The 26,850-nt window shown below is 42.8% G+C and carries 20 protein-coding genes; 14 read left to right on the top strand and 6 right to left on the bottom strand.

What is annotated here, in order from left to right:
• The first annotated feature begins 33 nt into the window (after positions 1–33).
• Positions 34–1,941: a S9 family peptidase gene (locus X939_RS0106685; RefSeq protein ID WP_025762493.1), complete on the top strand. Its 1,908-nt coding sequence runs from the start codon at positions 34–36 to the stop codon at positions 1,939–1,941.
• Positions 1,942–2,026: 85 nt separating this feature from the next.
• On the opposite strand, the gene X939_RS0106680 is transcribed toward X939_RS0106685, so the two are convergent.
• Positions 2,027–3,433, bottom strand: a complete 1,407-nt coding sequence (locus X939_RS0106680; RefSeq protein ID WP_044198732.1) for a TlpA family protein disulfide reductase — start codon at positions 3,431–3,433, stop codon at positions 2,027–2,029.
• A gap of 241 nt (positions 3,434–3,674) precedes the next feature.
• On the opposite strand from X939_RS0106680, the gene X939_RS0106675 reads away from it, so the two are divergent.
• Positions 3,675–4,304, top strand: coding sequence for a YdcF family protein (locus X939_RS0106675; RefSeq protein ID WP_052353413.1), 630 nt, complete (start codon positions 3,675–3,677; stop codon positions 4,302–4,304).
• A gap of 93 nt (positions 4,305–4,397) precedes the next feature.
• On the opposite strand, the gene pfkA is transcribed toward X939_RS0106675, so the two are convergent.
• Positions 4,398–5,372, bottom strand: a complete 975-nt coding sequence (pfkA, locus tag X939_RS0106670; RefSeq protein ID WP_025762490.1) for a 6-phosphofructokinase — start codon at positions 5,370–5,372, stop codon at positions 4,398–4,400.
• A 321-nt stretch (positions 5,373–5,693) separates the two neighbouring features.
• Between pfkA and X939_RS0106665 the strand changes: the two genes are divergently transcribed.
• Entirely contained in the window at positions 5,694–8,180 is a 2,487-nt protein-coding gene (locus X939_RS0106665; RefSeq protein WP_025762489.1) for a hypothetical protein, read from the top strand.
• A 64-nt stretch (positions 8,181–8,244) separates the two neighbouring features.
• On the opposite strand, the gene X939_RS0106660 is transcribed toward X939_RS0106665, so the two are convergent.
• Positions 8,245–9,102, bottom strand: a complete 858-nt coding sequence (locus tag X939_RS0106660) for a dienelactone hydrolase family protein (RefSeq protein WP_044198730.1) — start codon at positions 9,100–9,102, stop codon at positions 8,245–8,247.
• A 202-nt stretch (positions 9,103–9,304) separates the two neighbouring features.
• On the opposite strand from X939_RS0106660, the gene X939_RS0106655 reads away from it, so the two are divergent.
• The 6 genes from X939_RS0106655 (at position 9,305) to X939_RS0106630 (ending at position 19,777) form a co-directional block, all read left to right on the top strand.
• Positions 9,305–10,561: a YdcF family protein gene (locus X939_RS0106655; RefSeq protein WP_025762487.1), complete on the top strand. Its 1,257-nt coding sequence runs from the start codon at positions 9,305–9,307 to the stop codon at positions 10,559–10,561.
• Between the two features lie 298 nt (positions 10,562–10,859).
• Positions 10,860–14,198: a SusC/RagA family TonB-linked outer membrane protein gene (locus X939_RS0106650; RefSeq protein WP_025762486.1), complete on the top strand. Its 3,339-nt coding sequence runs from the start codon at positions 10,860–10,862 to the stop codon at positions 14,196–14,198.
• A 12-nt stretch (positions 14,199–14,210) separates the two neighbouring features.
• Positions 14,211–15,752 carry a RagB/SusD family nutrient uptake outer membrane protein gene (locus X939_RS0106645; protein ID WP_229236014.1) on the top strand — a complete coding sequence of 514 codons (1,542 nt, stop codon included), beginning with the start codon at positions 14,211–14,213 and terminating at the stop codon, positions 15,750–15,752.
• Between the two features lie 178 nt (positions 15,753–15,930).
• Positions 15,931–16,269, top strand: a complete 339-nt coding sequence (locus X939_RS0106640; RefSeq protein ID WP_025762484.1) for a hypothetical protein — start codon at positions 15,931–15,933, stop codon at positions 16,267–16,269.
• Between the two features lie 575 nt (positions 16,270–16,844).
• Complete coding sequence (locus tag X939_RS0106635) at positions 16,845–17,831, top strand: FAD:protein FMN transferase (protein ID WP_025762483.1); 987 nt, start codon at positions 16,845–16,847, stop codon at positions 17,829–17,831.
• A 113-nt stretch (positions 17,832–17,944) separates the two neighbouring features.
• A complete protein-coding gene (locus X939_RS0106630; protein WP_025762482.1) occupies positions 17,945–19,777 on the top strand; it encodes an alkaline phosphatase in 1,833 nt (610 codons plus the stop codon).
• 65 nt (positions 19,778–19,842) lie between these two features.
• Here X939_RS0106630 and map read toward each other — a convergent pair whose 3' ends face one another.
• Positions 19,843–20,601 (bottom strand): type I methionyl aminopeptidase, encoded by a 759-nt coding sequence (gene map / locus X939_RS0106625; RefSeq protein ID WP_025762481.1) that lies wholly within the window; start codon positions 20,599–20,601, stop codon positions 19,843–19,845.
• 631 nt (positions 20,602–21,232) lie between these two features.
• On the opposite strand from map, the gene X939_RS0106620 reads away from it, so the two are divergent.
• Together X939_RS0106620 and X939_RS0106615 are read left to right on the top strand one after the other, a co-directional pair.
• A complete protein-coding gene (locus tag X939_RS0106620) occupies positions 21,233–21,847 on the top strand; it encodes an FMN-binding negative transcriptional regulator (protein WP_025762480.1) in 615 nt (204 codons plus the stop codon).
• A 144-nt stretch (positions 21,848–21,991) separates the two neighbouring features.
• The gene (locus tag X939_RS0106615) at positions 21,992–23,191 is read left to right on the top strand and encodes a L,D-transpeptidase family protein (protein WP_025762479.1); all 1,200 of its coding nucleotides are present in this window, start codon (positions 21,992–21,994) and stop codon (positions 23,189–23,191) included.
• Here the strand turns inward: X939_RS0106615 and X939_RS0106610 are convergent.
• Positions 23,149–23,928: a murein L,D-transpeptidase catalytic domain family protein gene (locus X939_RS0106610; protein WP_025762478.1), complete on the bottom strand. Its 780-nt coding sequence runs from the start codon at positions 23,926–23,928 to the stop codon at positions 23,149–23,151. The two genes, X939_RS0106615 and X939_RS0106610, sit on opposite strands and share 43 nt — an antisense overlap.
• Before the next feature lie 276 nt (positions 23,929–24,204).
• Here X939_RS0106610 and X939_RS0106605 point away from each other — a divergent pair, with 276 nt between their 5' ends.
• Both X939_RS0106605 and X939_RS0106600 read left to right on the top strand, forming a co-directional pair.
• The gene (locus tag X939_RS0106605; RefSeq protein WP_025762477.1) at positions 24,205–24,735 is read left to right on the top strand and encodes a DinB family protein; all 531 of its coding nucleotides are present in this window, start codon (positions 24,205–24,207) and stop codon (positions 24,733–24,735) included.
• A 98-nt stretch (positions 24,736–24,833) separates the two neighbouring features.
• On the top strand, positions 24,834–25,058 hold the full coding sequence (locus tag X939_RS0106600) for a hypothetical protein (RefSeq protein WP_025762476.1): 225 nt from the start codon (positions 24,834–24,836) through the stop codon (positions 25,056–25,058).
• A gap of 247 nt (positions 25,059–25,305) precedes the next feature.
• On the opposite strand, the gene X939_RS0106595 is transcribed toward X939_RS0106600, so the two are convergent.
• The gene (locus X939_RS0106595) at positions 25,306–25,671 is read right to left on the bottom strand and encodes a MerR family DNA-binding protein (RefSeq protein WP_025762475.1); all 366 of its coding nucleotides are present in this window, start codon (positions 25,669–25,671) and stop codon (positions 25,306–25,308) included.
• 198 nt (positions 25,672–25,869) lie between these two features.
• On the opposite strand from X939_RS0106595, the gene X939_RS0106590 reads away from it, so the two are divergent.
• Complete coding sequence (locus tag X939_RS0106590; protein WP_025762474.1) at positions 25,870–26,757, top strand: alpha/beta fold hydrolase; 888 nt, start codon at positions 25,870–25,872, stop codon at positions 26,755–26,757.
• Positions 26,758–26,850 lie beyond the last annotated feature (93 nt).

Genomic DNA, 26,850 nt, shown 5'->3' with positions numbered 1-26,850 from the left:
ATATTGCTGTAGCAACATTTTTCAAAAACAAACATGAAACAACGTACTTTAATAACCTTAATTCTCTTTCAGTTTCTACTGGTCGATCTAAGGGCCCAAAAAAGGTTGACTGCCGAAAAACTGTGGTCCCTGGGCCGGGTCTCCCCATTAGGAATTTCTAAAGATCAGCAATATGTTTTGTATGCGGTAAGTACTCCTGATATCAAAGAAAATAAAAGTACCAGGAAGCTGTTTAAAGTTCCCCTTGCAGGTGGGGAGGCGGAAGAGGTATCAGATACGGCCCCATATCTGGTCAATGATCGGCTCTCTCCTAATGGCCATTTTATATTTGATAGTCGCCCGGTGCAGGAGCGAAAGATGATTGGTGCTGACTTATATCCAGACCTGCCCAAGTCTGATGCCTATGTATATGAGGCACTCAACTATCGGCACTGGGATACTTGGGAAGACGGTAAATATGACCATGTAATGGTGGCACCATATACCAATGGGGTAGCTGGCGAATATATTGATATCATGAAGGGAGAGCCCTTTGACTGTCCGCAGAAGCCTTTCGGGGGTAATGAGGATTTTATCTGGAGCCCGGATAGTAAGCGAATTATTTATGTCACCAAGAAAAAATATGGCACCGAATATACCATTAGTACGAATACGGACCTATATGAATATGATTTGGCGACTAAACTGACCAAAAATCTTACAGAATCTAATAAAGGATATGATATAGCGCCCGCATTCAATCAAAAAGGCGATCTGGCCTGGCTCCAGATGAAACGGGATGGCTATGAAGCCGATAAGCAGGATCTGGTGGTCATGGATAAGGGTGGTGCCAGGAACCTTACTGCCTCCCGTGACGAGCTACATGTACAGGAATTTGCCTGGAGTGAAGAGGGGACAATGATTTACTTTACGGCTCCTATCAATGGTACGGTTCAGTTATTTCAGGTTTCCACACAAGCAAATGCTGCCAATATCAAACAACTAACCCAGGGAGACTTTGATATCAATGGTATTGTAGGCCAGGTAGGTGAGCGGCTGATCGTTTCCCGAAGCGATATGAATCATGCGTCAGAATTGTATAAGCTAAGCCTAACGACAGGTTCTTTGGAACAATTGACGCATGTAAACGATACATTTTATAATAGTATTGATCTGGTAAAGACGGAGAGACAGTGGGTAACCACCACAGATGGACAGAAAATGCTGGTATGGGTGATATTTCCTCCGGATTTTGACCCCAATAAAAAATATCCCACCTTATTGTACTGTCAGGGAGGGCCGCAGTCGGCGCTGACTCAATTCTATTCTTTTCGGTGGAACTTTCAATTGATGGCTTCTCAAGGATATATCGTGGTGGCTCCCAATCGGCGGGGTATGCCAGGCCACGGCACCAAGTGGAACGAAGCCGTAAGTAAGGATTGGGGAGGACAGGTGATCCGCGACTATCTGTCCGCTATCGATACGGTTGCTAAAGCACCTTATGTAGATAAAAATCGTATGGGCTGTGTAGGGGCTAGTTTTGGAGGTTTTTCAGTATTTGCCCTCCAGGCCATTCATGGTGATCGGTTCAAAACCTTTATTTCTCACGACGGGGTATTCGATTTTAGGAGTATGTATGGGACTACTGACGAAATGTTTTTTGAGAATTGGGAAAAGGGAGGGCCCTATTGGGATAAGAAAAATGCCGTAGCTCAACGATCATTTAGCCAGTCTCCTAGCAATTTTGTAGATCAATGGAAGACACCCATATTTATTATTCAGGGGGGCAGAGATTATCGCGTCCCTATTGAGCAGGGTTTGCAAGCTTTTCAGGCGGCGCAGCTACAAGGTATTAAAAGTAAACTGTTATACCTTCCAGAGGAAAATCACTGGGTGCTCAGTGCCCAGAATGCTATGGTTTGGCAGCGGGAGTTTTTTGGATGGCTGAAAGAGACTTTATAAAGCCCTCTTTTTTTAAAACAATAGAGAGTCAATATAAAAGCCCGGAAGTGATTTCATCTCCGGGCTTTTATGTTTTTTCTATGTTTTACTTCTTCGCTACTTTATTTTCATAGTATTCCAAAAAGCTGCTCAGCTGTTCTACCGGCATCTTCCGGGCTATGATTTTTTGATTCTTATCGAGGATATAAATGGAGGGAGTCGATACTACATCGAAGTCTCTGTAAAAATCAATACTGTTTTTGGTGTCAATACCATGCCGAATGTCGCTTAAATGATAGGTGCTAATATAATCTTTCCACTCCTTTTCATTACGGTCGGTGGCTATGGCCAATACTTGCACGCCCCTATCTTTATGGGCCTCATAAAACTCCTTAAGTTTTGGAGCCGCTTCCTTGCAGTGACCACAGGTGGGTGAATAAAAGAATAAAACGGCATAATTGCCTTTCAATTCCTGAGCCGAAACCTTCTGGCCCGCTGGGTTTGTTAATTCCAAAGCAGGGAAGGTTTTATTGACAAGCAACTTTTCCATTGACTGAACCTTGGAGACAATGCGTTTACGAGTGTCTTCACTTATAGGAATGTCACCTCCTAAATAATATTTCTTGGCCATATGGACCCATACCCCTTCTGTACCAACTGTTCTTGGCGTTTCGTACTGGTTGGTGATATAATAGATTACATAATTCCTGATGTCTGTATTTCCTTTTGTTTTTTCGATCAGACGATCGGCAGCTGGTATAATGGAATCGGGTACCTGAACCAACAAATTATGCAGGTAGGTATTTAGTTTTGGCTCTAAAAACGGGGTGTTGAGTATCCGGCCATCGGAGAAGTCGAAGTGGTCCCAAAAATGGTTTCTGTAATAATTAAACGTCCATAAAGAGTCGGGACTTCCGTTGGGTAGGAGAGGGGCTGCAGGAATTTCTGGGTCCGCGGCCATCTTTAACAATTTGGAAGTGAACAAAGCATTGTTATTTTGTAGAAAAGTATCTCTGAAAGCCTTGAACGAGGTTTGGATGCTTTTTTGTTTACTAGCAAGCTCAGGGGATTTTTGCTCCGTTAACTGCTTTACTACTTTTGAGTCTGCCAACAGTCTTCGCTGGTAGCTGTAGAAAGCTTCATTTTCAGGTGAATTTTTAATCACCATTTTTCCAACAATATCGGAGGTGTCTGTACGGATCTGAATATTAGTCTCCTTCCCTGAGTATACAAGCTCTATCCATTTACTATTGCCCGGAAATAAAATGACATATAAACCCCCTGGGAGGTTTTTCTCTCCAATAAATGAGACCTTTCCTCGAGCATCTGCCTTTGCCGTATCTTTCGGGATAAATTGTGTATTACTTCGGCTATAATGCCCCAGTATAAAAGTAGAGTCAGCCATTCCGGATATTTCTGCATCGATTTGGTAGTCTTGAGCAAGGGCTGGTGTGTACAAAGTAGCCCATGTACCGATCAGGAATAGGAAAAGAAATGAGAAATGTTTGTTCATCTTTGAATAGGTATTTAAATTGGGAATAGCTCCCGATTTTTTCGTAGTAAATGACAAAATTAAGAGATAAAGCCAAATAATAAATCAGGATATATATATGTTTTACTTTCTCTCAAAATCGATCGACTTTATATTAATGCCTTTCGTGATCGGATTGATTTGCTTCTTTTGGGCGTTATGCACTTCCAACAAAACGAGAAAAAAGGTGCTGATAATATCTGGGATCCTCATTTTTATAGGGATGTCCAATCTTAGGATCGTTAATTGGGCTTTTCAAAGCTGGGAGATAGAAGGGCAGGAAATCAACGAAATTAATGGCCCGTCCATGGTGGGGGTCCTGCTGACGGGAGGACTTGTAAATTATGCCCAGCATTCTGCTGGTCAGCTAGGTATGGGCCGTCAGGCCGACCGCTTCATGCAGATTTTTCAGTTGTATAAGCTTAAAAAAATTAAGAAGATTGTCATCACAGGCACCAATGCCGACTGGCTTCTAGTGCGTGGAAAGGGGGAGGGGCAGCAGGTGATGCGTTGGCTTATCGACTGGGGAGTTGCACCGGACGATATTATTCTAGAAGAACAGGCCAGAAATACCAGAGAGAACGCCTTGTTTACCAAGAAGATTTTGGATGAAAAATTTCCAGATGATTCATATATATTAGTTACTTCAGCCTTTCATATGAGGAGAGCAAAAGCATGTTTCAACAAGGTAGGTATAGAGGTCGCCGTTTTTCCAGCGGGGCATTACGGAGGAAATGTAAACTTCACTTTGAAAGAAAGCCTGATTCCTGAGGCCTCTGCTGCGGGAGATTTCAGCGTGATTTGGCACGAGTGGATAGGTTATCTCATCTACCGTCTCATGGGGTATTGTTAACCCTTTCCGCTAGTGATCAAAAGAAGCTTTGCCCATATAGTAAATAAAATTCACTTTGGGAGCTATCTTTGACCACCTTAGAGATTCTTCTTTTTAAACACTTAATATCTTCACCATACGCATCAAATCCTCGTTGATAGGTTTGGGTAAGCGAATACAGTCTTCGAACGGAGTATAAACCAGTTCATTATTAATAATACCCGCCATAACATTGCGCTGACCTGCAATAAGTCCTTCAACTGCACCTAGACCCAGGCGACTTGCAAGGATGCGATCGTATGCTGATGGAGGACCTCCACGTTGGGTATGTCCAAGGGTGGTTACTCTGATGTCGGCATCTTCGTCTACTTCTTCTTTGATACGAGCTGCCACTTCTACTGCACCGCCTGCCTCGTCTCCTTCGGCTACAATGATTATCGATGAGGATTTGGAACGGCTCCAGCCTTGACGCAGGGTTTCAACCACTTCTGAGATAGGAGTTAACACTTCCGGTACCATTACCAATTCTGCTCCACCTGCAATACCCGACTGAACCGCTATATAGCCAGAATCGCGCCCCATTACTTCTATAAAGAAAATACGATCATGCGAGCTTGCTGTGTCGCGAATTCTATCGATGGCATCTAAGGCCGTGTTGACTGCTGTGTCGAAACCTATGGTATAATCGGTGCCATACAGATCGTTATCGATGGTGCCCGGAGCACCCACTGCTGGAATACCAAATTCGGAGCAAAATAATTGCGCACCCGTAAATGTACCATTTCCGCCTATAGCCACCAGGCCTTCTATGCCTAGCTCCATCAGTTTGTCGTAGGCTTTCTGGCGCCCTTCCTTAGTTAAGAACTCCATTGAGCGTGCCGACTTCAGGATAGTGCCTCCGCGTTGAACGATATTACTAACCGAGTGGGACTCCATCTTATACACATCGCCAGTAATCATCCCGTTGTAGCCACGGCGTATACCATACACCTCAACGCCATGGTATACTGCACCTCTGACAACGGCGCGAATACAAGCGTTCATTCCAGGGGCATCACCACCTGAGGTAAAAACTCCAATTCTTTTCATTTATATTTTGGGTTACTTCTAAATATTCTCTTTCGTCTTATTCGGAACCTAAAAGCACAATTTCCGCAAATTTATCTGGTATTTTGATATAAACTTTAACCATTTTTTTAAAACTATTAGAAAATTACCAAAAGAGGATGTCATTTTAACAGTTCAAACATATATCATTACTTCTATATTTGCGATGGTTAATGAAAATTTAATATTGAAAGGTTACGTTCATTAGCCGTATTTTTGTGCCCATTAATCTGCAATTTTACCAAATCTGTACATAGCATACCACAATAATAACCTTTGGTTACCCTTTTTAACACCTAAAACATGAAAAATAATATGTCCTGGCATCGACTCTGGCCCCATTTAATAGCAATCATTGGTTTCATAATCCTTTCATTATCCTATGTGTCACCCGTACTGCAAGGGAAAAAACTAAATCAGTATGATGATGTTCAGGCCAAGGCCGCTTCTCGTGAAGTGATGAAATATCACGAACAAACGGGCGAATGGTCCGCATGGACTAATAGCATGTTCGGGGGAATGCCCGCTTTTTTGATTGGAACCGACTACCCAACCAGTTTGCCTACCAAATTAGGACAGGCCATCAATAAGTTGTTGCCGGCTCCAGCCAACTATTTGTTGATCGGATTGGGAAGTGCTTATATATTATTTCTGGTACTGGGTGCAAATATATGGCTTTCTGCGATAGGTGCCATCGCATTTGCCTTCGCTTCTTTCAATTTAGTATCCTTAGAGGCAGGGCATGTATCCAAGGTGATTGCCATTTTCTACGCTCCAGGTGTCTTGGCTGGGGTTTTGCTGGCGTTTCGTAAGAATTGGTTAGCGGGAGCCGCACTTACTGCTGTATTTTTGTCCCTGGAACTTTATGCCAACCACGTCCAAATTACTTATTATCTGGGGATCAGCATCGTGGTATTGGTGCTCATTGAGAGTTATCGTATGTTAAAGGAGGGTAATGGCCATAAAATTATGTTGATCTGGTCAGGACTCATAATGGCGGCATTATTATCGGTAGGCGCCCACACCACCCGATTATGGAGTGCCTATGACTACACCAAGGAAACTATTCGTGGAAAACCAGAGCTGAGTGTTTCTAATGGCGCACAAACTACGCCCAAACAAACCGGGCTGGATAAGGAATACGCTTTCTCCTATAGTTATGGCTGGGGTGAGTTGTTTACTCTATTGGTACCCAATGCCTATGGTGGTTCTTCACAAGGTTCGTTGGATGCCGACTCCCAGACCTATAAGACCCTTACGAGTCGGGGGGTAGATGCGGGTACCTCTCTCAATGTTGTTCAGAGCCTGCCACTCTACTGGGGTGCTCAGCCCATCGTTGGGGGCCCAATCTATGCGGGTGCGCTGGTATTTTTTCTTTGCATACTGGGACTGCTAATCGTTCGACAGCCTATTAAATATTGGGCATTGGGTATGATTATTCTATACCTGATCTGGGCCTTAGGGAAAAACTTTTCGGGTATTAATTATCTATTCTTCGATTACTTTCCCATGTTTAATAAATTCCGGGCCATCACCATGGTGCTCGCTCTGGTTCAACTTCTCATGGTTGTAATGGCTATGTTGGCTCTTATTAAAGTAGCCCGGAAAGAGATCGACCGGTCCAAATTCCAAAAAGCTTTTGTCATTTCATTAGGTGTTTCTGGTGGTTTGTGCTTGCTGTTTGCCCTGATTCCAACCTTGTTTTTTGATTTCCAATCTCCTAATGATGCTCAAGTGTTAGCCTCCTTCGAGCAAAGTACCCAAGACAAGGGTTTTGCACAACAATTGGTAAATGCCATTGTGCAAGATCGAATTGGGATGATGAAAAAAGATGCCTTCCGTAGTTTGATCTTTATATTGCTTGCAGCAGGACTGGTATGGATGTGGGTAAGAGAGAAAGTTAAGCCAGTGATGGCTTACACTGTGCTGCTCCTGCTGATGATTATAGATATGTTTGGTATCGATAAGCGCTACCTTAATAATGAAGACTTCATCAGCAAATTTGCTGCTGAAGAAGCAATGAATCCCTCTGCTGCCGATACACGTATTTTACAAGATACCGATCCGAATTTTAAGGTACTCGATCTTTCCACCTCTCCCTTTCAGAGCGCAGCGGCATCGTATTTTCATAAGTCCCTAGGCGGATATCATGGAGCCAAGATGCGCAGGTATCAGGAGCTTTTCGAGAGGCAGATTGCCAAATCGAATCCTAATCCCGGCATCTTGAACATGTTAAATGCCAAATATATTATTTCGGTAGATCAGCAGGGGAATAAGGTGGCCCAGCTTAATCCGGATGCGTATGGACATGGATGGTTTGTCGAGCGATATAAAATCGTTGCGAATGCGGATGCCGAAATGGCGGCTTTAGATTCGCTCATGCCCCGGCAGGAAGCAGTCATTGATCAACGGTTTGCTCAGGATTTGCAGGGCCTGAACCTACAGCCAGACTCTACGGCCAAAGTCAGTCTGATTACCTATAAGCCTAATGAACTGGTATATGAAACTCAATCCTCGGCCCAAGGATTGGCCATTTTCCCCGAGATCTATTATAATGTTAGAGATGAATGGCAAGTCAGTATCGATGATCAGCCCGCCAAAATGATTCGGGCGAATTATGTGCTTAGGGCATTACGCATACCAGCCGGAAAACATACAGTCAGATTCCGTTTTGAGCCTGTATCTGTCACAGTTGGGCGTAAGATCGATCTGGTTAGTTCTATATTATTATTGGTTCTGGTCGGAGGTGCGTTATTTGTGCATTTTAAATCCGGAAAAAAGGAGGATTAATTACATCCCAGTTTAAGATTATTTTCCTGTCAAAAAGGGGTATGCCCCTTTTTGACAGGAAAAATTAGGCTTTAAGTTTGTCCTTTAAATAGGAAATAGATAGTTGATAAGCCTCGGCTGTAGCAGCTGCATCATACTTAGGATTACTGGGGTTAGCAAAGCCATGAACGGCATCGAACATTTTTACTGTTAGTTTCTTGTCGGCCGCCTTCATATTTTTCTTAAACTGCGCTACGACTTCTGGGCTTATCCCCTGGTCCTGACTTCCAAAAATCCCTAGAACATCTACAGGTAAGGTTTTTAACTTTTCTATATCCTGTTCTGGTCTACCATAATACATTACGCAACCAACCATTTGTTCCTTTCCAATTAAGGCAGTCTGTAAGGACAACATTCCTCCAAAACACCATCCAATACTCGCAACCTGGGCTTTGGGGCCTGCATAGTCAAAGGCTCCCTGCATAATGGCTTCAAGTCGCTCTTTGGGGGTTGATTGCATCAGCTTTCCGGCTTCTTCCCTGGTGGTTCCCACTTTTCCGTCATACATATCCAAGGCGATTACGTTGACATTTTTCAGGTCTTTATAAAGCTTTTCGGCTTCTCGCTTTATATGATCGTTAAGGCCCCACCATTCCTGGTATACAAACAACCATTTGTCCGACTTCTTTTCTGACTTTAATAAAAACCCTGAACCCATTTTGCCATCGGGTGTCTGAAAAGTGACGGTTTCCCCCTGCCCTTGGTACTGGTAAGTCGGAGGTGTTTGGTGAAGGCGCTGAAAGGCGGGATCTGCGGCCATGCCGGCCATTTCATGAGGTGTGCTATGGCAAATGGGTAAGGCATCCGGCCGACTGTCAAGAAGGTAGGGTGTGTAGGCATTTAAACCAAATGCTGCTAGTAATAATAAGGCTTTTTGGTACATAGGAGATGGGGGTTTGATGAATGATATGGTAATATAGTGAGTTTGATGAAGTAAATTGTTAACAGGAAAGTGGTCGTTTTTAGGAGAGACCTCCCAACCGTTTAAATGGGATAATACAAAATTCATATTTGCTTCATGTATTTAACCTACGGTTCAAAAATAATTTTGGTTTATTTGTCTATACAAATTCAGACTCGTAACCATGCGTTATTTTTTCATTATTTTATTCCTTATACCTTTTTCCAAGACATCTGTCGCCCAAAGAAATAAGCCATTACCCTCTTATGAACAGATACATTCGGGAGATCTGTTGATGACCAAAAACTATTATCTGCTGACGCTTTTGGATGCCATTAGACCAGCGAGATCTATTCTCGAGAAGGATGAGGTTTTAAATGAGGTAACGAAAAATAATTTTTCACAGTTGGATTCAGCCGTCTCGCATGGCGGCCGAAGCTTAGCTTCTTACTCCAATGCCATGTTTTTTTCAGAAGAGACTATACAGCGTGTTGGGGAAAGGCTGGAGGAATTGTATGGTCATGAGCTTACCATCCAAAAATTAGTGAGAGACCATCTGATACCTTCTGGGATGTATTATTCTTATCAGGATAATGCTCCCCAACTTATGCTTCGAAAGGCCTGGGAACAGGATGCCCGAGCCGTAAATCATGCTATATCAGTATATGGCATGGGGCGGAAAGCTAATTATCCAGCTATCGACTCCGCTTATTTCACTCCAGGTTCGGCTACGCATCAGACTTTAGTTGCCGATCTGGCCTATGTAATTCATGCAGAAGGAAACAATCAACTATTTACGACCATTCCTTTAAAATTTGCCTTAGGATTTTTAGCGCTGAATAATCGATTTGAAGCCATAGATTTCGAGCCATTGGAGCAAGGGGTTAACCAGGCTGCCATTAAAAAGGGACGAGCGGTACACTGGGGGAGTTTTCCTTATTCCGTTGTGCTTATTCCTGGTTCTGGACCTTCCGATCCTAATTTGGCACTCAGTCCTGTAAGTATGCTTCGCTGCCGGTTGGGGGCACTCCGGTATTTTCAAAAGAAAGCCCCATTTATTGTGGTTTCCGGTGGTAGGGTACATCCTTTTAAAACCAAATATAGCGAAGCGTTGGAAATGAAAAAATATTTGATCGATGTGATGCAAGTGCCGGAAGAGGCTATTATTATGGATCCTCACGCCCGACATACGACAACCAATATCAGAAATACGGCCCGCTTGATCTTCCGCTATGGATTTCCATTTGAGAAAGCTGCATTAATAACTACAACTGAGGGGCAGAGCCGTTATATAGAATCGGAGATCTTTGCCAAAAGATGCCAAAGTGATCTGTCATATTTGCCTTTTCGATTGGGGAAACGGCTTTCGGCTACTGATATTGAATTCTACCCTATGAAGGAGTCGCTTCATATAGATGATGATGAGCCTTTAGATCCTTAACGGAACGAACTAGAGCGGCGCAAGTGGTTATTAGTGTGAATTATAGTTCCGTTTTGATGCAATGGAGTATAAACCCGATCGGAATATTTATAGCTGACCGAAATTAGAAAGGGTATTGCGACAGGTTGTGAAATTGTACAAAAGGCATGAAACTTCATATTTAGTTAATCTTCGCTTTGCTTTAAGATAATACAGTGGAAATACATTTGCAGGATATATAGGTGGATAATGAATCTTATCTGTATTGTTTTGAATGTATTATTTAATTGTATTATTTTAATTGAGGGAGTAGGGGATTATGAAAAAACTACTAGTGCCTATTGTTCAGCTGTCTATGGCAGGTCTTTTGGTGTTTGCTCCACAAAGCCACACCGAGGCCCATGTTTTGGTAGGGCGGAGCAAGATTTCGCAGAAGTATGCCACTGGGGAATTTGCCAGGCAAATTAAGGGTCGGGTTATCGATGAGAATGGAGCTGCTCTACTCGGAGTTACAGTATTGAAAAAAGGAACGGCTATCGGTTCTGTTACGGATGTAGAAGGAAATTTTATCATAGATGCCCCGGAGGGATCTACCTTGGTATTTTCTTTTGTGGGCTATATTTCTCAGGAATTAGTAATAGGCAAACAGGAAGACTTACAAATACAGTTGGTGCCCGATGCTATGATGCTTAACGAAGTCGTAGCGGTGGGCTATCAGACCATGCGCAAAAGCGATTTGACAGGTGCCGTATCCAGTGTGAAAGCGAAGGAGCTGAACCTAACCACACCTACCTTAGGCCAGGCATTGGTAGGTAAGGTAGCTGGGGTACAGATTTCGCAGGTAAGTGGTGCCCCTTATGTAGGTACTAAGATTCGGGTAAGGGGCGTTGGTTCGGTAAACGCCAGTTCCGATCCGCTCTATGTTGTGGACGGGTATCCAGCCGGAAATGATTTGTTTATCAATCCCAACGATATAGAATCTATTGATATATTAAAAGATGCTGCATCAGCGGCAATTTATGGTTCAAGGGCCGCAGGTGGGGTCGTGCTCATTACCACCAAGCGTGGGAAAGAAGGCAAGGGAACATTAGAATACGACTATCAATTCGGAGTACATCAGCTTGCTCATAAAGTAGATCTGCTAAATGCAGCTGAGTTCACTCAACTTATGATCGATGCGCGGAATAATTCCTACAGAGACTTGATGGTAAACGCAGGAAAGGCTTGGAATGATGGTATGTTTGCCGATGACAATGCTACGCGAATCAAAAATGTAGGTTCGGCGAGTTCGGTAAGTATACCTACAGATTTATATGACTTTGCGAACCAAAAAATGATTACTCCCCAATACGACACGGATTGGCAGGATGAGCTTTATAGGAATGCAATTGTTCAAAGGCATAATCTGTCCTTTAGCGGAGGTAAAGATGGTATCCGTTATGCCATTAGTGGAGGGTATCTCAATCAAGAAGGTATCATCAAAGGTACAGGACAGGAGCGTTATAATTTCCGGGCCAATGTCGATGGTAAGGTCAATGAGAGAATAAAGGTAGGGGCCAACCTCGCTTTTACCTCCAACCAGAACAAAGAAGTTCAGGAAGGTCGTTTCCATCAGGGCCCTATCCTTGGAGCCCTTATATATATGCCTATCTTCAAAGCTTATAATGAAGATGGCAGCTTAGCCAAGAATGAAGCTGCTGCGCTCAGTTCAAACTTTGGCTACCAGTCAATAGAAAATCCCGTAGCTCTCGCCACCGAAACTCATATCCATCGGAATGGGCTTAGGGGAACATATAATGGATTTGCTACCTACGATATTCTTCCTGAGCTACAATTCAAGGCGAATATCGGTTTACAAACCTATCAGGAGAAATACGAATTTTATCGTCCAACTAGCCTCTCAAATGGAGCGAACCCTCCAGGGTCTCCCCAGGCAATAGCGGCAGCCAACGCAATAGCCCAAACGAGAAGCCAGATAGACCAGCTGGCAGAATTTACCCTGAATTATAATAAGCAGTTCGGGAAAAATACGTTGTCGGCATTGGCCGGTTATACCGCCCAGCGTAATTCCCTGGATGTTATTTCAGTGACTGCCAGAGGTTTTCAAAACGATAATATAGAGGAAATAACTGCCAAAGGTGCCGACGCTGCCAATTTTAGTCTTAACTCGGGAACGGGGAAGGTAAACTGGAGTTTATTGTCTTACCTGGCTAGGGTTATGTATCAATACGATAGCCGGTATTTTATTACGGCATCCTTCCGTACAGATGGGTCATCCCGTTTTGGTCCCAACAACCGCTGGGGAAATTTTCCCTCGGTATCAGCCGGATGGAATATATCTAATGAAAATTTTTATGGTAATCTGCTAGGAGAGTCTTCTTCACTTAAATTGCGTGCTAGCTGGGGGCTAAGTGGAAATAATAATATAGGAAACTATCGTTTCCTTCAAACCATGGCTTCACCTGGTGGTGCTGTTTTTGGCAATGGAAATGTCAATACCGCTATGTGGGCAGAGGGCATTAAAGACAGGAGTTTGGGTTGGGAGTCTACTTCACAATTTAATTTTGGCGCCGATTTAGGGCTGTTGAATGATCGCTTATCTGTCATTGCAAATTATTACATCAGTCGTTCTTATAACCTGCTTTTCGATCAACCCATTTCGGCTATCTCTGGAGCATCGAATATTTTGACGAATCTTCGAAATTCTAAAGTGGAAAATAAAGGACTGGATTTGCAGATAGACGCCCGCGTAATTGCTCAGGCTGATTTCAATCTGAATGTTAACGGAAATATTTCTATAAACCGGAATAAGGTTTTGGATATGGGTGGGGCTAGTACCATTATTGCCAATGGAGCAGAGCGTTCATATAAAACGCATATTACCCAGGAGGGACAACCAATCGGGATGTTCTATGGCTTTAAAGTAAAAGGTATGGTTCGTGCATCTGATATGGAAAATCTGGCAATAGACAATGCCAATTATGACGCTGCTACCCAGTCGTTTCCCTCAGGTTATGTACTGAAAGGCCCTGCCCGGTCGACAGCTTCCAGCAACCCCTTACAGCCAGGTGACTTGTATTTTGAGGATTTAAACGGAGATGGGGTTGTCAATGACAATGATAAAACGGTTATTGGATCTCCCCACGCCAAATTTACCTATGGCTTTGGTCTATCAGCCCGGTATAGAAACTTTGATTTTACGTCTGCCTTCAATGGGTCGTATGGCAATAAGGTACTGGACGGTCAGGATTACTACCTCTTCAATATGGAGGGTTCCGGAAATCAATACCAAAAGGTGGTGAACCGATATAGGTCCGAAGCTGAGCCAGGAAATGGACAGGTTTATAGGGCATCCCGAGGAGGAACGCAAAGCAATAGTACCAGACTGTCTACTTTCTATCTGCAAGATGGATCTTTCCTGCGCTGTACCAACTTAACGTTGGGGTATAATATGCCAAAAATTAACGTCTTGACCAATGGAGCCGTTAGCAACTTGCGTATTTATGGAAGTATTGACAACGCCTTTACGCTCACAAAATATCTAGGCTACAATCCTGAAGTGGATTATAATGATGGTGCGAACCTTACTCCAGGGGTTGACTATGGGAAGTACCCTCTTGCACGAGCCTTTAATATTGGCGCCAAAATCACATTTTAAGTAACCAAGATTATGATGACTGTTAATAAAAATATAAAAAGCATAGGGGTAAGTTTAATCCTGATGCTCCTGGGAGCCTGCTCCTCCGATTTTATCGATCTACAAGACCCTAATGCGGTGGCAAGTGCCACATTCTATAAAAATGAAAATGATGTCTTACTCGGGGTAAACGGAATATACCAGTCGCTGAGGAGTGGCAATAGCATAGGGGAAAATTCGGGGATGTTCTTTGAGGAACGATCCGATAATACCGGTAGAAATGATAACCAATCCAGTTCCGGTGAGCCTTTCCAATTCAATGATTTTTCGCTTTTACCCAGCAATGCCTATCTCAAAAATCATTGGGATGCACTTTATGAATCGGTAAGCAGAACCAATCAGGTATTAGAAGGAATGGAAAAGGTTACCTTCTCCAATAATAATTTAAAGGCTCAATATGAGGCTGAAGCGCGATTTGTCCGTGGATTGATGTACTTTCATCTGGTTCGTAAATGGGGGGCTGTGCCACTGGTGACAAAAACCTTTAGTACGATGGCCGAAGTAGAGGCGGCGACTTTTCGCAGTGAAGAACCCGTAGTATACGACCAAATTGTAACAGATTTAAAATATGTGGTCGATAGTCCTTTGCCAAATCTACCTACTGCCGAATCCCGGGGGCGGGTTTCCAAAGCGGCTGGCAACGCATTATTAGGACAAGTGTATTTAACCATGGCCACTACATTGCCAGGTGTGGATAAGTCAGCATATTTGTCCGAAGCGCATAAATATTTATTGGCTGCTTATCAAATGCGAAACTTTGGCTTTTTAAAAGAGATTCCCTATCAGGATGTATTTGACGTAAATAAAAAAACCACTTGTCCCGAATTAATCTTCCAAATTGTAAATAAGCAAGGAGATATTAATTATTCATCTTCCATTGCACGCAACAATCAGGCTCGGGGAGAAACAATTAATTCCCTCTTTGCGAGTACTGGATTGGGCGGCAATGTGAAACCTGACCTGGTTAAAGACTATGAACAAGCCGATTTGCGTAAAGCTTTTTCCATTAAGTTTGCAGACCATGCTTCCGTAAAGGATTATTTTATAACTAAATATAGGGACAATAGCGAAGCTGCTGGTAGTACAGGCTATGGTGGTAACGACTGGATACTGATGCGGTATGCCGACGTGATCCTTATGTTGGCCGAGGTGAATATGCTGCTCGGTAATGACGTAGCGGCTATAGGCTATTTAGATCAGGTTCGGGAACGAGCAGGGCTTTCACCTTATTCCATAGCCAAAAATACGGCTGCTTATCAAGCTGCATACCCTACACTTAAGCTAGCCATTCTGCACGAGCGTCGCGTCGAACTGGCCTTTGAAAATCATCGGTGGTTCGATTTGTTGAGATTCTTTACAACGCCCGAACTCGTAAACTATTTTCAGAGTAAAAGTCAAGCTGATTACGGGGTTGCCCGCTTAAGCAACTTTGGGGAAAAAGATCGTTATTTCCCCATACCTTTCGATGAATACAAACTAAACCCCGAGAAAATGTATCAAAACAAAGGTTATTAATCGTATTCTATAGTATTATGAGCCGTCATCTGTTTCCAGGTGGCGGCTTTTTATTTTCTTCTGGCATGTCTTTTGCTCATAGAGATATCAACCCTGTCATAGGGTCAGTTAGTTATTTCAACTTTATATATTCCGGCGACCGAAATCAAAGGAGTCTAATATTAAATACTTAGAAATCATGGCTAAAGAAACAAATAAACCTAATCAGGAGGAGAGTCAAAGTGAGTTCGAAGGTTATCCGCTTTATCCTCCTAAGGATGATGTTTACAACCGGGGCATGGTCGATCATAGTATCGATCCTGAAGATACCGGACATGTGAAAAGTAGAGAAACACCGATGCCCGATGGCTGGAACGAGAAAGATTATAATAATGATCTGGTAGGAGATGACCTGGACGTTCCGGGTGCCGAGCTCGACGATGCCGATGAGATCATTGGCAATGAGGACGAGGAAAATAATTATTATAGCCTGGGTGGGGATAATCATAATGATCTGGAAGAGAATAAGGGCGAGTAAATACGGTTTTACCCTTCAATGACTGATCGGTACTGGCACCAGCTTGGATATTCCTGCTGGTGTTTTTTATTTTTTGGAGATTTAGATTTCAGCTGCATCTTCAAGTCTGATATGGGAATGGGCTTTAATGTTAAAGCTTTCGACTCCTTTATAATGACTAAACAGACATCTTGATTTTTAGGACACGAGTGATATCTTCCACCCCGATCACTCCCTCTTCGATTAAAAGTGCTCAGTGGCCAGGGATTAGGCAAAACCACCGGAAGTGAATTTATTAACATGGTCACTTCATCCGGAGGCTACAAGTAACTTCCCTACAGCACACATTTAAGTCATCCAAGAGAATATTCTATTTTTTTCTAAAAGGGAGGGATAGGTAAGGGCGCTGCTGTAAGCGTATGGTTATCGTTTTCGTACAACATCCTGGTAACTAGCCCGGCAGGTAAACGTAAATTTTCCTTATCTAGGATATTGTGGAGAGCTGGGGGCAGAATCCATATTTTGGCCCTTAGAGTTTGCTCCAACACGCTTCATGGGCTTACCTTTGAGGCTTGTAGCATACTAATCCTAAATCCATGACATTTACAGAATATCTAAGTCTTCTCCTCCTATTAATCCTGCTGGGCTTCGCTCCCGTGCAGGCCCAAGACCAACGTTATATTTATGAAAAAGGGATGATGGGATCGCCTTTCGTCTTGACTTTTTATGCCCCCAATGAAGCCTTGGCTAAGACCGCTGCCGATAGTGTATTTCGTAGAATACAGCAACTTAACGACTCCCTAAGCGATTATCGTGATGGGAGCGAGATCAACAAACTCTCGGCCACATCAGGATCCGATAAATGGGTTAAGGTTAGTCCCGATTTATATAAGATTATGGAGATTTCTCAGCGCTTTAGTCGGCAAACCAAAGGCGCTTTTGATGCAACTTTGGGGCCCGTCGTACAGGTATGGCGCCGGGCAGTACGAAAGGAATACATGCCAGCGCATGAGGATATCCAAACGACACTTGCCCGGACGGGCTATAAAAAAGTGCTTATGGAGCCCAAGAGTCAACGTATTAAGTTGGTTCAGAAGGGAATGCGTCTTGATATTGGCGGGTTAGGTAAGGGCTTTGCGGCTGACGAAGGCATGCTTGTCTTCAGGCATTTTGGTATTGATGCGGTTCTCATTGATGCCGGAGGTAAGCTTGCTATCGGGAATCCTCCTCCTGGAGATAAAGGCTGGAATATTCAGATTTCGACGGGGAGAGATTCTGTGGGCGCGGTGGTGTTATCAAACGTAGGGGTGGCGACTTCGGGGCCGACCTACCGGTTTTTGGAAATAAATGGTAAGAAATACTCCCATATCTTAGATCCAAAGACAGGAGTTGGACTTCTCTTTAATGTAAGAACCACTGTCATTTCTCCCAATGCCACCGACGCAGATGTGCTGGCGACGGCATTTAGTGTGACGGGTATCCGTAAAGGAAAACGTCTGGTCCGGAAATACTATCGCAACTCAAAAGTATGGATGGTTGAAACAAAAAATGGTAAGGTCAAAGAATGGAATGCTATACATTAATATTCCAAGTGCATAAGCTTAATCATAATTTAATTATTGCTCTGAGGAGAATCTAATAGAGTAGACCGATCTTCGCATCTTGTTTTAAAAGTGCCACCCATCCAGAACTTATTATGAAGTTGCCGATAAATCTCTGTTTCCTTTTGTTTTTTGTGGGATTTACATCCACACAGGCCCAGCCCCCCTTTCCTTATACCACGGCTCATGCACATTCTCATAACGATTATGAGCAAAAGTTTCCTTTCGAGCTTGCTTACGGTCAGCAATTCGGATCAATAGAGGCGGATGTTTTTGGAATTAATGATTCACTATTTGTTGCCCACGACCAAAAGGATATTCGTGCTGGTCGCACCTTGTCAAGTCTATATCTAGAGCCTATCGCTCTTTTGCTGGAAGAAAACAACGGGAAGATCTATAAAAATTCTGATCAGCAGCTACAGCTTTTAATCGATTTAAAAACTTCCGGCGCAATTACCATTCCGATATTGGTAAAGGAGCTGCAGCGCTTTCCCCGACTGATGGATCCCAATGGGCCGGTAAAAATCGTCCTGAGTGGAAGTACACCAGCACCCGCCGACTTCGACCTTTATCCTGAATATATTTCCTTCGATGGACGACCCAATATAAATTATACCCCCGACCAGCTAAAGCGGGTGGGGCTTATTAGCCAGGCTTTTTATCTTTATTCGAAATGGAACGGAAAGGGGGTTCTTACGGACCAGGACCTCGAAAAAGTAGAAGCTGTTATCAACCAGGTGCATCAGAAAGGGAAAAAAATAAGACTTTGGGCTACTCCGGATGGGGTCAATTCATGGAAAATGTTGATGAACTTAGGACTCGACTACATTAATACCGACCATGTCGATGATCTTGGCCTTTATTTGAAGGGACGAAAAAATGCTGAATTTATCAACCCCAACCCTCATCCTGTTTATCAACCTACCTATAAAAACAATGATGGCTCCTCCAAGGTTAAAAATGTGATCTTGCTAATTGGAGATGGCATGGGCCTGGCTCAGATACATGCGGGCATGACGGCCAATCACGGACAGCTTAACTTATTGCAATTTCTGAATATAGGTTTTTCTAAAACGTCTGCATCCGATAGCTATATCACCGATTCGGCCGCAGGAGGTACGGCCATGGCCACGGGGCATAAAACACGGAATCGCGCTGTAGGGGTCGATCATGATTTTAAAGCCGTTCCTAATTTGCCTGAACTGTTAAAACAGAAAGGAATAAAAAGCGCTATTATTTCTGCTGGCGACGTTACCGATGCCACTCCGGCGTCATTTTACGCTCATCAGCCCTATCGCGAGTTCAACAAGGAAATTGCAATGGATTATTTAAAATCGCCGGTTGAGATCCTTATTGGTGGAGGGTATGATCTGTTTAAAAGTCAAAATTTGACTGATTCACTGAATCTCATGGGCATACAAACGTCGAACAGCTGGTCTGAGTTGACAACCCTGAAACCGCCTTTTCTCTTGCTGGATGACAGCCGTACTAAATCCATAGAACAGGGTAGAGGTAACTTTCTGACTGAGGCCTTCCAGATCAGCTTAGAACACATGAAAAAGAATTCTAAAGGTTTTTTTATGATGGCCGAAGGAGCTCAGATCGATTACGGTGGGCATGCCAATCGTATAAGCTATGTAAGTTCCGAAATGCTGGATTTCGACCAGCTGGTGGGCCAGGCCCTACGCTTCGCCGATAGCAACGGTGAAACTCTGGTGATTGTGACAGCAGACCATGAAACTGGAGGCTTGACGCTTCTGGACGGGAACTTCGAGAAAGGCTACATCGATGGCCAGTTTAGTACCAATGACCATACGGCTGTAATGGTGCCTGTTTTTGCCTACGGCCCACATAGCCTCAGCTTCAGAGGGGTGTATGAAAACACGGCAATTTTTGAAAAAATAAAAGACATAATGCTCAATAAATAGGATCACTGGTTCCGGAGCGTTCTGTAAGACGGTCTCCGGAACCAGTCCTCTACATATCTTTAACCTCAAATTTCATTGGAGCTTGTCAGAATGACAGGTGTTTGTTCCGTGATTAAGATGGTATGTTCATGTTGGGTAACAAATCCACCCCGGTTCCCTACCAGGGTCCACCCATCGTTCAGCTGCACCGCATTATTGGAGTTTGTAGCAATAAAGGTTTCTATTGCCACGGTAGTGTTTTTCTTAAACTTCTCTCTATTGCTTCTTACTTTGTAGTTTAATATGTTATCAGGTTTCTCGTGAAGACTTCTTCCTACACCGTGGCCGGCTAGATTTCTGATAACTGTATAGCCATATTTTTTGGCCTCGGTTTCGATTAAATGGCCAATATCCGCTATTTTGACCCCGTCTTTGATATTGGAGATCGCCTTGTATAAAATGTTTTTTGAAGCATCTACAAGGGGTTGATGGTTGTGAAAATCCCGTCCTAATACGAATGACCCGCCATTATCTGACCAAAATCCATTTAACTCGGCAGAAACATCAATATTGATCAGATCTCCTTCCTTTAGAATTCTACTTTTAGAAGGAATGCCATGAGCCGCTACTTCATTGACGCTTATACAGGTAAAACCGGGGAATCCGTAAGTAAGATAAGGGGCGGATTTTGCTCCAAAGCTTTTCAGAATTTGCCCCCCATATTCATCGAGCTCTTTGGTAGACATGCCCACCTTGGCATATTCCCGCATTCTTTTGAGGGTGGTTCCTACGGCTTCACTTATTTTTTTCATTCCGATAAGCTCGGATTCTTTTGAAATAGACATCTGGATTTATGATTTATTTATGGTCGTGAGTAATAACGAAGGTTTAATTCTTCATCCTCAAGTATAGTTTTTAGTTTATATATTCGGTACGGTTAACAGAAAAATAATCCATGAAGAAAGGAGATAGTTCCCGAGATCTAAAAAAATGAGGCCCAGCACTGGTAGTGGCGATGACCCCAAAGAGCTGCTTCGGTTACACCAAAGGCCACTTCGGTGGAAATGCTAATTACGATATGGTCAGGCGAACTGTCGCACGCCGTACCTAATGGGACTCCTGGTACCGCTCCAATTCCTGTATATTTTTCAGATTGGTTTTTTTATAATCGGTCCAAATCTGTTATGTTTAATGTTCAGCCAATTATCGTGTAGTCCGCGCCTAAGCCTCTTATCGACTAGTACCAACTAACTCTAAGTAACATCGGGGCAATAATAGCAAAATTATTAAAATAATCAGGTAACTAATAAGCGAAAATGCTTAAGATACAGCCGTTTTTGCAAATGGAAACAGACTCGAAATAACAACTGTGTGAAGGGGATCATTGCAAATAATTGATATAATAGTTTGAAACCCTGGGGTTATGTAGATAATTAATTCTTTCATTGGTAATAAATATGTTTAAATCCACTCGAAATGCATATACCAAATTCATTCAGGAATCAAAATGTGAAGGAAGTGAAAAACTTTCTAACTGAAAATAGCTTTGGGATTTTGATTAATCAAACCAATGGGAAGTTGACTGGAACACATATACCATTACTACTGGATAGGGATGAGAATGGGGAGGACGTGCTGGTAGGCCATATTTCCAAGTCTAATCCGCAAGGAATTAATTTTAATAATCATGAGGAGGTTCTGGCAATCTTTAACGGTCCGCATGCCTATATATCCTCTTCTTGGTATGAGAAGGAGAATGTTCCTACCTGGAATTATATTGCGGTACATGTTTATGGTGTTATCCAGGTTATTGAAGGCGAAGATCTATTAATTTCGTTAAAAACAATGGTCGATAAATATGAACAGGGCTCTAAAAAACCTGCTTCAATAGAAACGATGTCAGACAAAACCTTGGCCCTGGTTCATGGGATCATTGGGTTCAGAATTAAGATCCATGAAATCCAGGCTGCTTATAAGCTTTCGCAGAATAGAAATGATACGGATTACCATCAGATCGTTGATAATCTCCAACAATCGGAGGATCCTACGGCAAGAGCACTCGCTAGCCAGATGCGAAGGGATACATATTAAGGAATACCCTGTTGAATATATTCCTCATCATTCCCTCAATCAGGAAAGGCTTAGGTTATATAGGGGTTGGCAATGAGGAGGTTAGAAAGACAAGAGCTGCTCGCATTATATTTGTACATAGACTCATAAATCGAAATTGTGAATATGAGTTTGACGAAACATAAGCCATTATTACGCTGGGCACCATTAGGGGTGCTTTTCTTTTTAGCCTTTATACAATCCTGTAAAAAGGATCCACACACCATGACTACCCAGGAGCTTGAACGGAGCATTGGGGATAGTAAAACCTATGCGTCCTTGCTCAGCTACGCTGAAGGGGTAGGCATTGATACAAAACCTTACCAAAAATCGGATAGTGTTCCCCCGGTAATGGCCCTTCTTGAAGAAATTGCCTATGGCAAGAAGCCCGATCTTCGTTATATTGAGAAAGATTTGCCAGCCGATACAGCAATACTTCGGGCAGCGGCCGAAGATTTGGTTACGGGCAGCCCCGTAACCAAAGTGACGGGTTGGTTGCAGCCTTCTTTTGCTGGTTATGTTACCCTTCAAAAGGAATACGCCAAGCAATTGGAAGGGAAAGATAGGCACAAATCGGATATGTTGGCCGAGACACTAAATGCCTATCGCTGGATGAAACGGCAGTCGCAGCATGCCCCCAGAATGGTGATGGTAAACATACAAGGTGCCTATTTAAAGGCTCTGGATTCTACAGGAACAGAGGTCCTATTTATGCGTACTGTCGTAGGTAAAGGGGAGACTCCCACGCCTACAATGGACACCTATGCTACCAGCATAGTAACCCATCCTTATTGGAATGTTCCCAAGAGTATTGCTGAGGGAGAAATGCTTCCTAAAGTATTAGCGGATGAAAATTATCTTTCCAAGAATAATATTCAGGTAGTAGGGGAGGATGGAGAGGTAGTCAATCCAGAAGATATCAATTGGAATAAAATTGACCGAAAAGGAAAATTTCCCTATAGATTCCGCCAGGAAACTGGGGAGGATAATTCTTTAGGATTGCTTAAGGTGGAAATGAAAAATCCTTTGGCCATTTATCTGCACGATACCAATGCCCGTTACTTATTCAAATCTGAGCAACGTTGGCGTAGCCACGGCTGTGTCAGGGTACAACAACCTACGGAGCTCGCTAACTTTATGGCGGGAAAAGAGCTTCTGGAAAGCAATTTTTTGACCGAGCCAGATACCACAGCCCGCCCACCTAAGTGGAACAAATTGTCAGAGAGGATACCTGTTTTTCTATTTTATCTTGGGGTTGATACCGATGCCAATGGACGAATTATTTATCTGGATGATGTGTACAAAAAGCGTTCCCCTGAGGCATAATCATCTATGATGTTATCCTCTATAGCCGCCAGTAATTTAGAAGTATTATGATATTTGGTGTCTTTGGAATATATGAAAAGTCCGGCACCATTATATAGCAGATTAATCACCTTTTTATGGTCTTTCATAGGCACTGCAGGGCAGCCCAGGCTTCGGCCGAGGCGACCTGTGTTGCGTATAAAGGATTCGCTGACATAGTCGGCGCCATGCATCACAATAGCACGCTGAAGTGCATGGTCATTGATTCCTCTTTCCAGTCCCTCCAACCGAAGCGAAAGCCCATGCTTACCTTGATAAGTCCCCAGGGTGCGATAAAATCCGAGACTGGATTGATATGATTCGTTGGTATTAGAAAAGCTTCTGGCATATTCATTGCCCGAATTTCGACCGTGCGCAACATAGGTATTTAACAGGAGCTGCTCTTTGGCCAAATCCACTATATAAAGTCTCTTTTTAGTAGAGGACTGGCTGAAGTCGGCAATTGCCAAAACCGGACTGGTAAACTTCATTTTCTGAAAGCCGTACCAGGCATAAGCAAAGGCTTTTTCTGATAACCCTTTCTCTGCCAGCCCTAAGGAGTCGTAAAGCACCTGCCAGGAAGGCTGCTGCACTTTGATGCTATCCTTTTCTATTGAGGAAGAGCGTTTTGAATCAGAGTAGGACTGAATGGTTTTAAAACCAACCGATAAGCTTAGAGCAATCAATAGTACGGAAAAAGAGATGCGTGACTTGGACATGTATGGTAGTTTAGTATCCTTTACTTTTAGGTTGTCGAGAGGAGGACGAGACTTACAAGTTGGAAAGCAGATACAGCTAGAATTTTAAAACGAAGAGTAGGCTAATTTGTTGCTTCTCCATAGTAAGCTGGCATGCTATTAACAGAGCAGTAGGCATTTATGGTTCCAGAGAGAAGTGGTTTCTGTTCGCCGTCAGAGAAATAACCATGTCAGGAACTGGTAGTGAGCCGACTTTGTTAGGTATCATTGGGGTAAACCATAGCTAAATATAATTTCATGGAAGAGCTAAAATTTCCTCTAGGAAGAGTAAGACTTCAAGAAGACTACAGCACCACGGAGCTGGCAGAAATACTTCATTATTTGGAAGAAGTGCCTTCAGAATATGCTGGGCTGACCCAAAACTTAGAGGTCGAAACCTTAAAAAAGACCTATAGACCAGGAAGTTGGAATATTCAACAAATTGTGCATCATGTTGCAGATATGCATTTGCTGCATATGCTAAGGATGAAAAAGGCCTTAACAGAGCCGGATTATAAGGAAGTGACCCTGGTAAATATGGACGGATGGGCTGCTACCGCTGATGTATTGGACGTTCCCATTTCTGATTCCCTGCTTATCCTTAAAGGTATTCACCATCGTTACGTGGCTTTAGGTCGGTCATTATCCGACGAACAGTATCAAATCCAATATTATCATCCGGTTCGAGGAATATATTTTAACCAAAAACAAGCCCTTGCTATTACGGCATGGCATGCGGCGCATCATCTTGCGCATATAAAAATTGCCCTGGGCTTACCCTATAAATAAGTTTTTGAAGCCCCATAATTTTTTTTTATTAATAATATTGATAAATTGGTTGACGATTCTGGTTTTAATGTACTACCGATATTGATTAAAATTGAAATATGGAATTAGCACTGCATCTGTCAAGCCTGGAGATGAATCTGTTAGCATTCACTATGTTGGGGCTCTACCTGGTTGCTTTAGCGCTTTTGGCTATGGCCAATAATCCTTGGAGAGCCAAGGTGATGTGGGTAATACTCATCCTTGCCTTGCCTATCGCAGGAAGCCTATTATTTCTTGTTCTGTACAGCTTTTGGCCCCGGAAGATTAGCTGGAAGGTCGATTAGGCCGTTAACTTACCGGTTGGTTCGGGTTTTACTATCATCACCGATAGTGATTGATCATTCATGCCTATATGATAAGCGGGTATGAATGTATGTTAATAAGAGATATTGATGCCCTATTTAAGGGCTTTCTGACGGCGTGATTGAGCAGGATAGTATCCAGCACACTCCTCCAGCCAAAAGTCCGCCTTTCGATTGTATTCATCCTTTTCAGTTCTTATATCTTAGTTGAGGTCAATTAATTTGAAAATTAACTGACCTCATTTTCGATATTGAATTTACAGAGTTCAATTTGCTTTTTGACCGCTTTCAGGTCTTTTATTTTTTCTTCTATTTGAACTAATTTCCGGTCTAGAACCTCAATTTTCGCATTTTGGCTTAACTGCTTTTTATACCAGGCATCAACAACTTCCTTTATTTCGGCTAATGTGAAGCCTACTGCTTTGGCCATCTGAATGAACCTGAGCTTTTCAACAACATCATTACCATAATATACATACTTATTAGTGGTTACTTCTTTTTTGGTTTCTCCTCTAAAGAGGCCGCTTTTTTCATAGAAACGTATGGTCCCAATGGGGATCCCTGTTTCCTTGGAAAGTTGATGGATTAACTTCATCGGTTAAATTATTTTAAAAAACTTACAACTATGTAGTATACTGCATGGTTGCAGGTTGTAAACATACTATTTAGTTTTGCCTTTCACAATTGGAGTCTTAAGAAATCCAATATTAAACAGCTGCGATAATAAAAGAATACTCTGGCAGGCAGTATTAGCCATGTATTCTTTCTTTAAAGCATTACAAAACCAAACAGTATGACCGATTATAAAAACGTGGACATTGCCGAACTTATCTCATTGGTACCCAATTTCTCCAGTCATTTTGCAGAGGTAAATGGTATAAAATTACATTATGTAGAAGGAGGACAGGGCGATCCATTGATATTGATCCCAGGCTATCCGGAGACCTGGTGGGCTTATCATAAAGTAATGCCTATACTTGCTTCCAGATTCCGGGTCGTAATCGTTGAGTTGCGTGGGATGGGTAACTCAGACAAGCCGATGGAAGGATATGAAAAAAAGAATATGGCTAAAGATGTTTTTGAACTTGTCGAAAAGTTAGGTTTCGAAAAAGTATGCATTGGGGGGCACGACATCGGGGCGCACGTAGCTTTTAGCTTTGCAGTAAACTATCCCGAAAGGACATCTAAATTAATCATGATGGATACGCCGCATCCTGACGCAGGCATGTATCAACTGCCCATGTTACCCATATTAGGGGCGGACTATCTTTATCCCTGGTGGCTCGCTTTTAATCAGGTAAAAGACCTTCCTGAACAACTTCTGGAGGGCCGTATGAATATTGTTATCGATTGGTTATACAAGAACCTATTGAAAAACCAAGATAGCGTAAGTGATTTTGATAAAATGGTTTATGCCTGTGCGTATGATGGAAAAGATGCCATCAGGGCATCAAATGCCTGGTATCAGGCATTTCCACAAGATATTGAAGAGAGCAAATCATTTGAGAAACTAGTTCTGCCAGTCATCGGCATTGGGGGTAGTGGATATGATATGTTAAAAATGTCTTTGCCAGATTTAGCCACCAACCTCCAGCTTGAAAAAATTGAAGATTGCGGTCATTTTATTCTTGCTGAAAAGCCAGAGGAAACCGCAATGTTGATAATGAACTTCTTAAAATAACTGTTAACCGGGAGAAGGCTATAAAATCGAAAACCGATAATCTAAGAAGGGAGGCCGTCCTACTGCGACAGCCTCCTTTATTGCAATGGTATT

The sequence above is a fragment of the Dyadobacter tibetensis Y620-1 genome (genome assembly GCF_000566685.1).
In the GTDB taxonomy this organism is placed as follows: Bacteria; Bacteroidota; Bacteroidia; order Cytophagales; family Spirosomataceae; genus Dyadobacter; species Dyadobacter tibetensis.
The sequence above is the reverse complement of the archived record's forward strand: the minus strand, read 5'-3'. Positions and strand labels throughout refer to the sequence as shown.

Bases quoted from the DNA above. Each gene is read 5' to 3' on its own strand.
- X939_RS0106685 (WP_025762493.1), top strand. From the start codon at position 34: ATGAAACAACGTACTTTAATAACCTTAATTCTCTTTCAGTTTCTACTG.
- X939_RS0106680 (WP_044198732.1), bottom strand. From the start codon at position 3,433: ATGAACAAACATTTCTCATTTCTTTTCCTATTCCTGATCGGTACATGG.
- X939_RS0106675 (WP_052353413.1), top strand. From the start codon at position 3,675: ATGTCCAATCTTAGGATCGTTAATTGGGCTTTTCAAAGCTGGGAGATA.
- pfkA (WP_025762490.1), bottom strand. From the start codon at position 5,372: ATGAAAAGAATTGGAGTTTTTACCTCAGGTGGTGATGCCCCTGGAATG.
- X939_RS0106665 (WP_025762489.1), top strand. From the start codon at position 5,694: ATGAAAAATAATATGTCCTGGCATCGACTCTGGCCCCATTTAATAGCA.
- X939_RS0106660 (WP_044198730.1), bottom strand. From the start codon at position 9,102: ATGTACCAAAAAGCCTTATTATTACTAGCAGCATTTGGTTTAAATGCC.
- X939_RS0106655 (WP_025762487.1), top strand. From the start codon at position 9,305: ATGCGTTATTTTTTCATTATTTTATTCCTTATACCTTTTTCCAAGACA.
- X939_RS0106650 (WP_025762486.1), top strand. From the start codon at position 10,860: ATGAAAAAACTACTAGTGCCTATTGTTCAGCTGTCTATGGCAGGTCTT.
- X939_RS0106645 (WP_229236014.1), top strand. From the start codon at position 14,211: ATGATGACTGTTAATAAAAATATAAAAAGCATAGGGGTAAGTTTAATC.
- X939_RS0106640 (WP_025762484.1), top strand. From the start codon at position 15,931: ATGGCTAAAGAAACAAATAAACCTAATCAGGAGGAGAGTCAAAGTGAG.
- X939_RS0106635 (WP_025762483.1), top strand. From the start codon at position 16,845: ATGACATTTACAGAATATCTAAGTCTTCTCCTCCTATTAATCCTGCTG.
- X939_RS0106630 (WP_025762482.1), top strand. From the start codon at position 17,945: ATGAAGTTGCCGATAAATCTCTGTTTCCTTTTGTTTTTTGTGGGATTT.
- map (WP_025762481.1), bottom strand. From the start codon at position 20,601: ATGTCTATTTCAAAAGAATCCGAGCTTATCGGAATGAAAAAAATAAGT.
- X939_RS0106620 (WP_025762480.1), top strand. From the start codon at position 21,233: ATGCATATACCAAATTCATTCAGGAATCAAAATGTGAAGGAAGTGAAA.
- X939_RS0106615 (WP_025762479.1), top strand. From the start codon at position 21,992: ATGAGTTTGACGAAACATAAGCCATTATTACGCTGGGCACCATTAGGG.
- X939_RS0106610 (WP_025762478.1), bottom strand. From the start codon at position 23,928: ATGTCCAAGTCACGCATCTCTTTTTCCGTACTATTGATTGCTCTAAGC.
- X939_RS0106605 (WP_025762477.1), top strand. From the start codon at position 24,205: ATGGAAGAGCTAAAATTTCCTCTAGGAAGAGTAAGACTTCAAGAAGAC.
- X939_RS0106600 (WP_025762476.1), top strand. From the start codon at position 24,834: ATGGAATTAGCACTGCATCTGTCAAGCCTGGAGATGAATCTGTTAGCA.
- X939_RS0106595 (WP_025762475.1), bottom strand. From the start codon at position 25,671: ATGAAGTTAATCCATCAACTTTCCAAGGAAACAGGGATCCCCATTGGG.
- X939_RS0106590 (WP_025762474.1), top strand. From the start codon at position 25,870: ATGACCGATTATAAAAACGTGGACATTGCCGAACTTATCTCATTGGTA.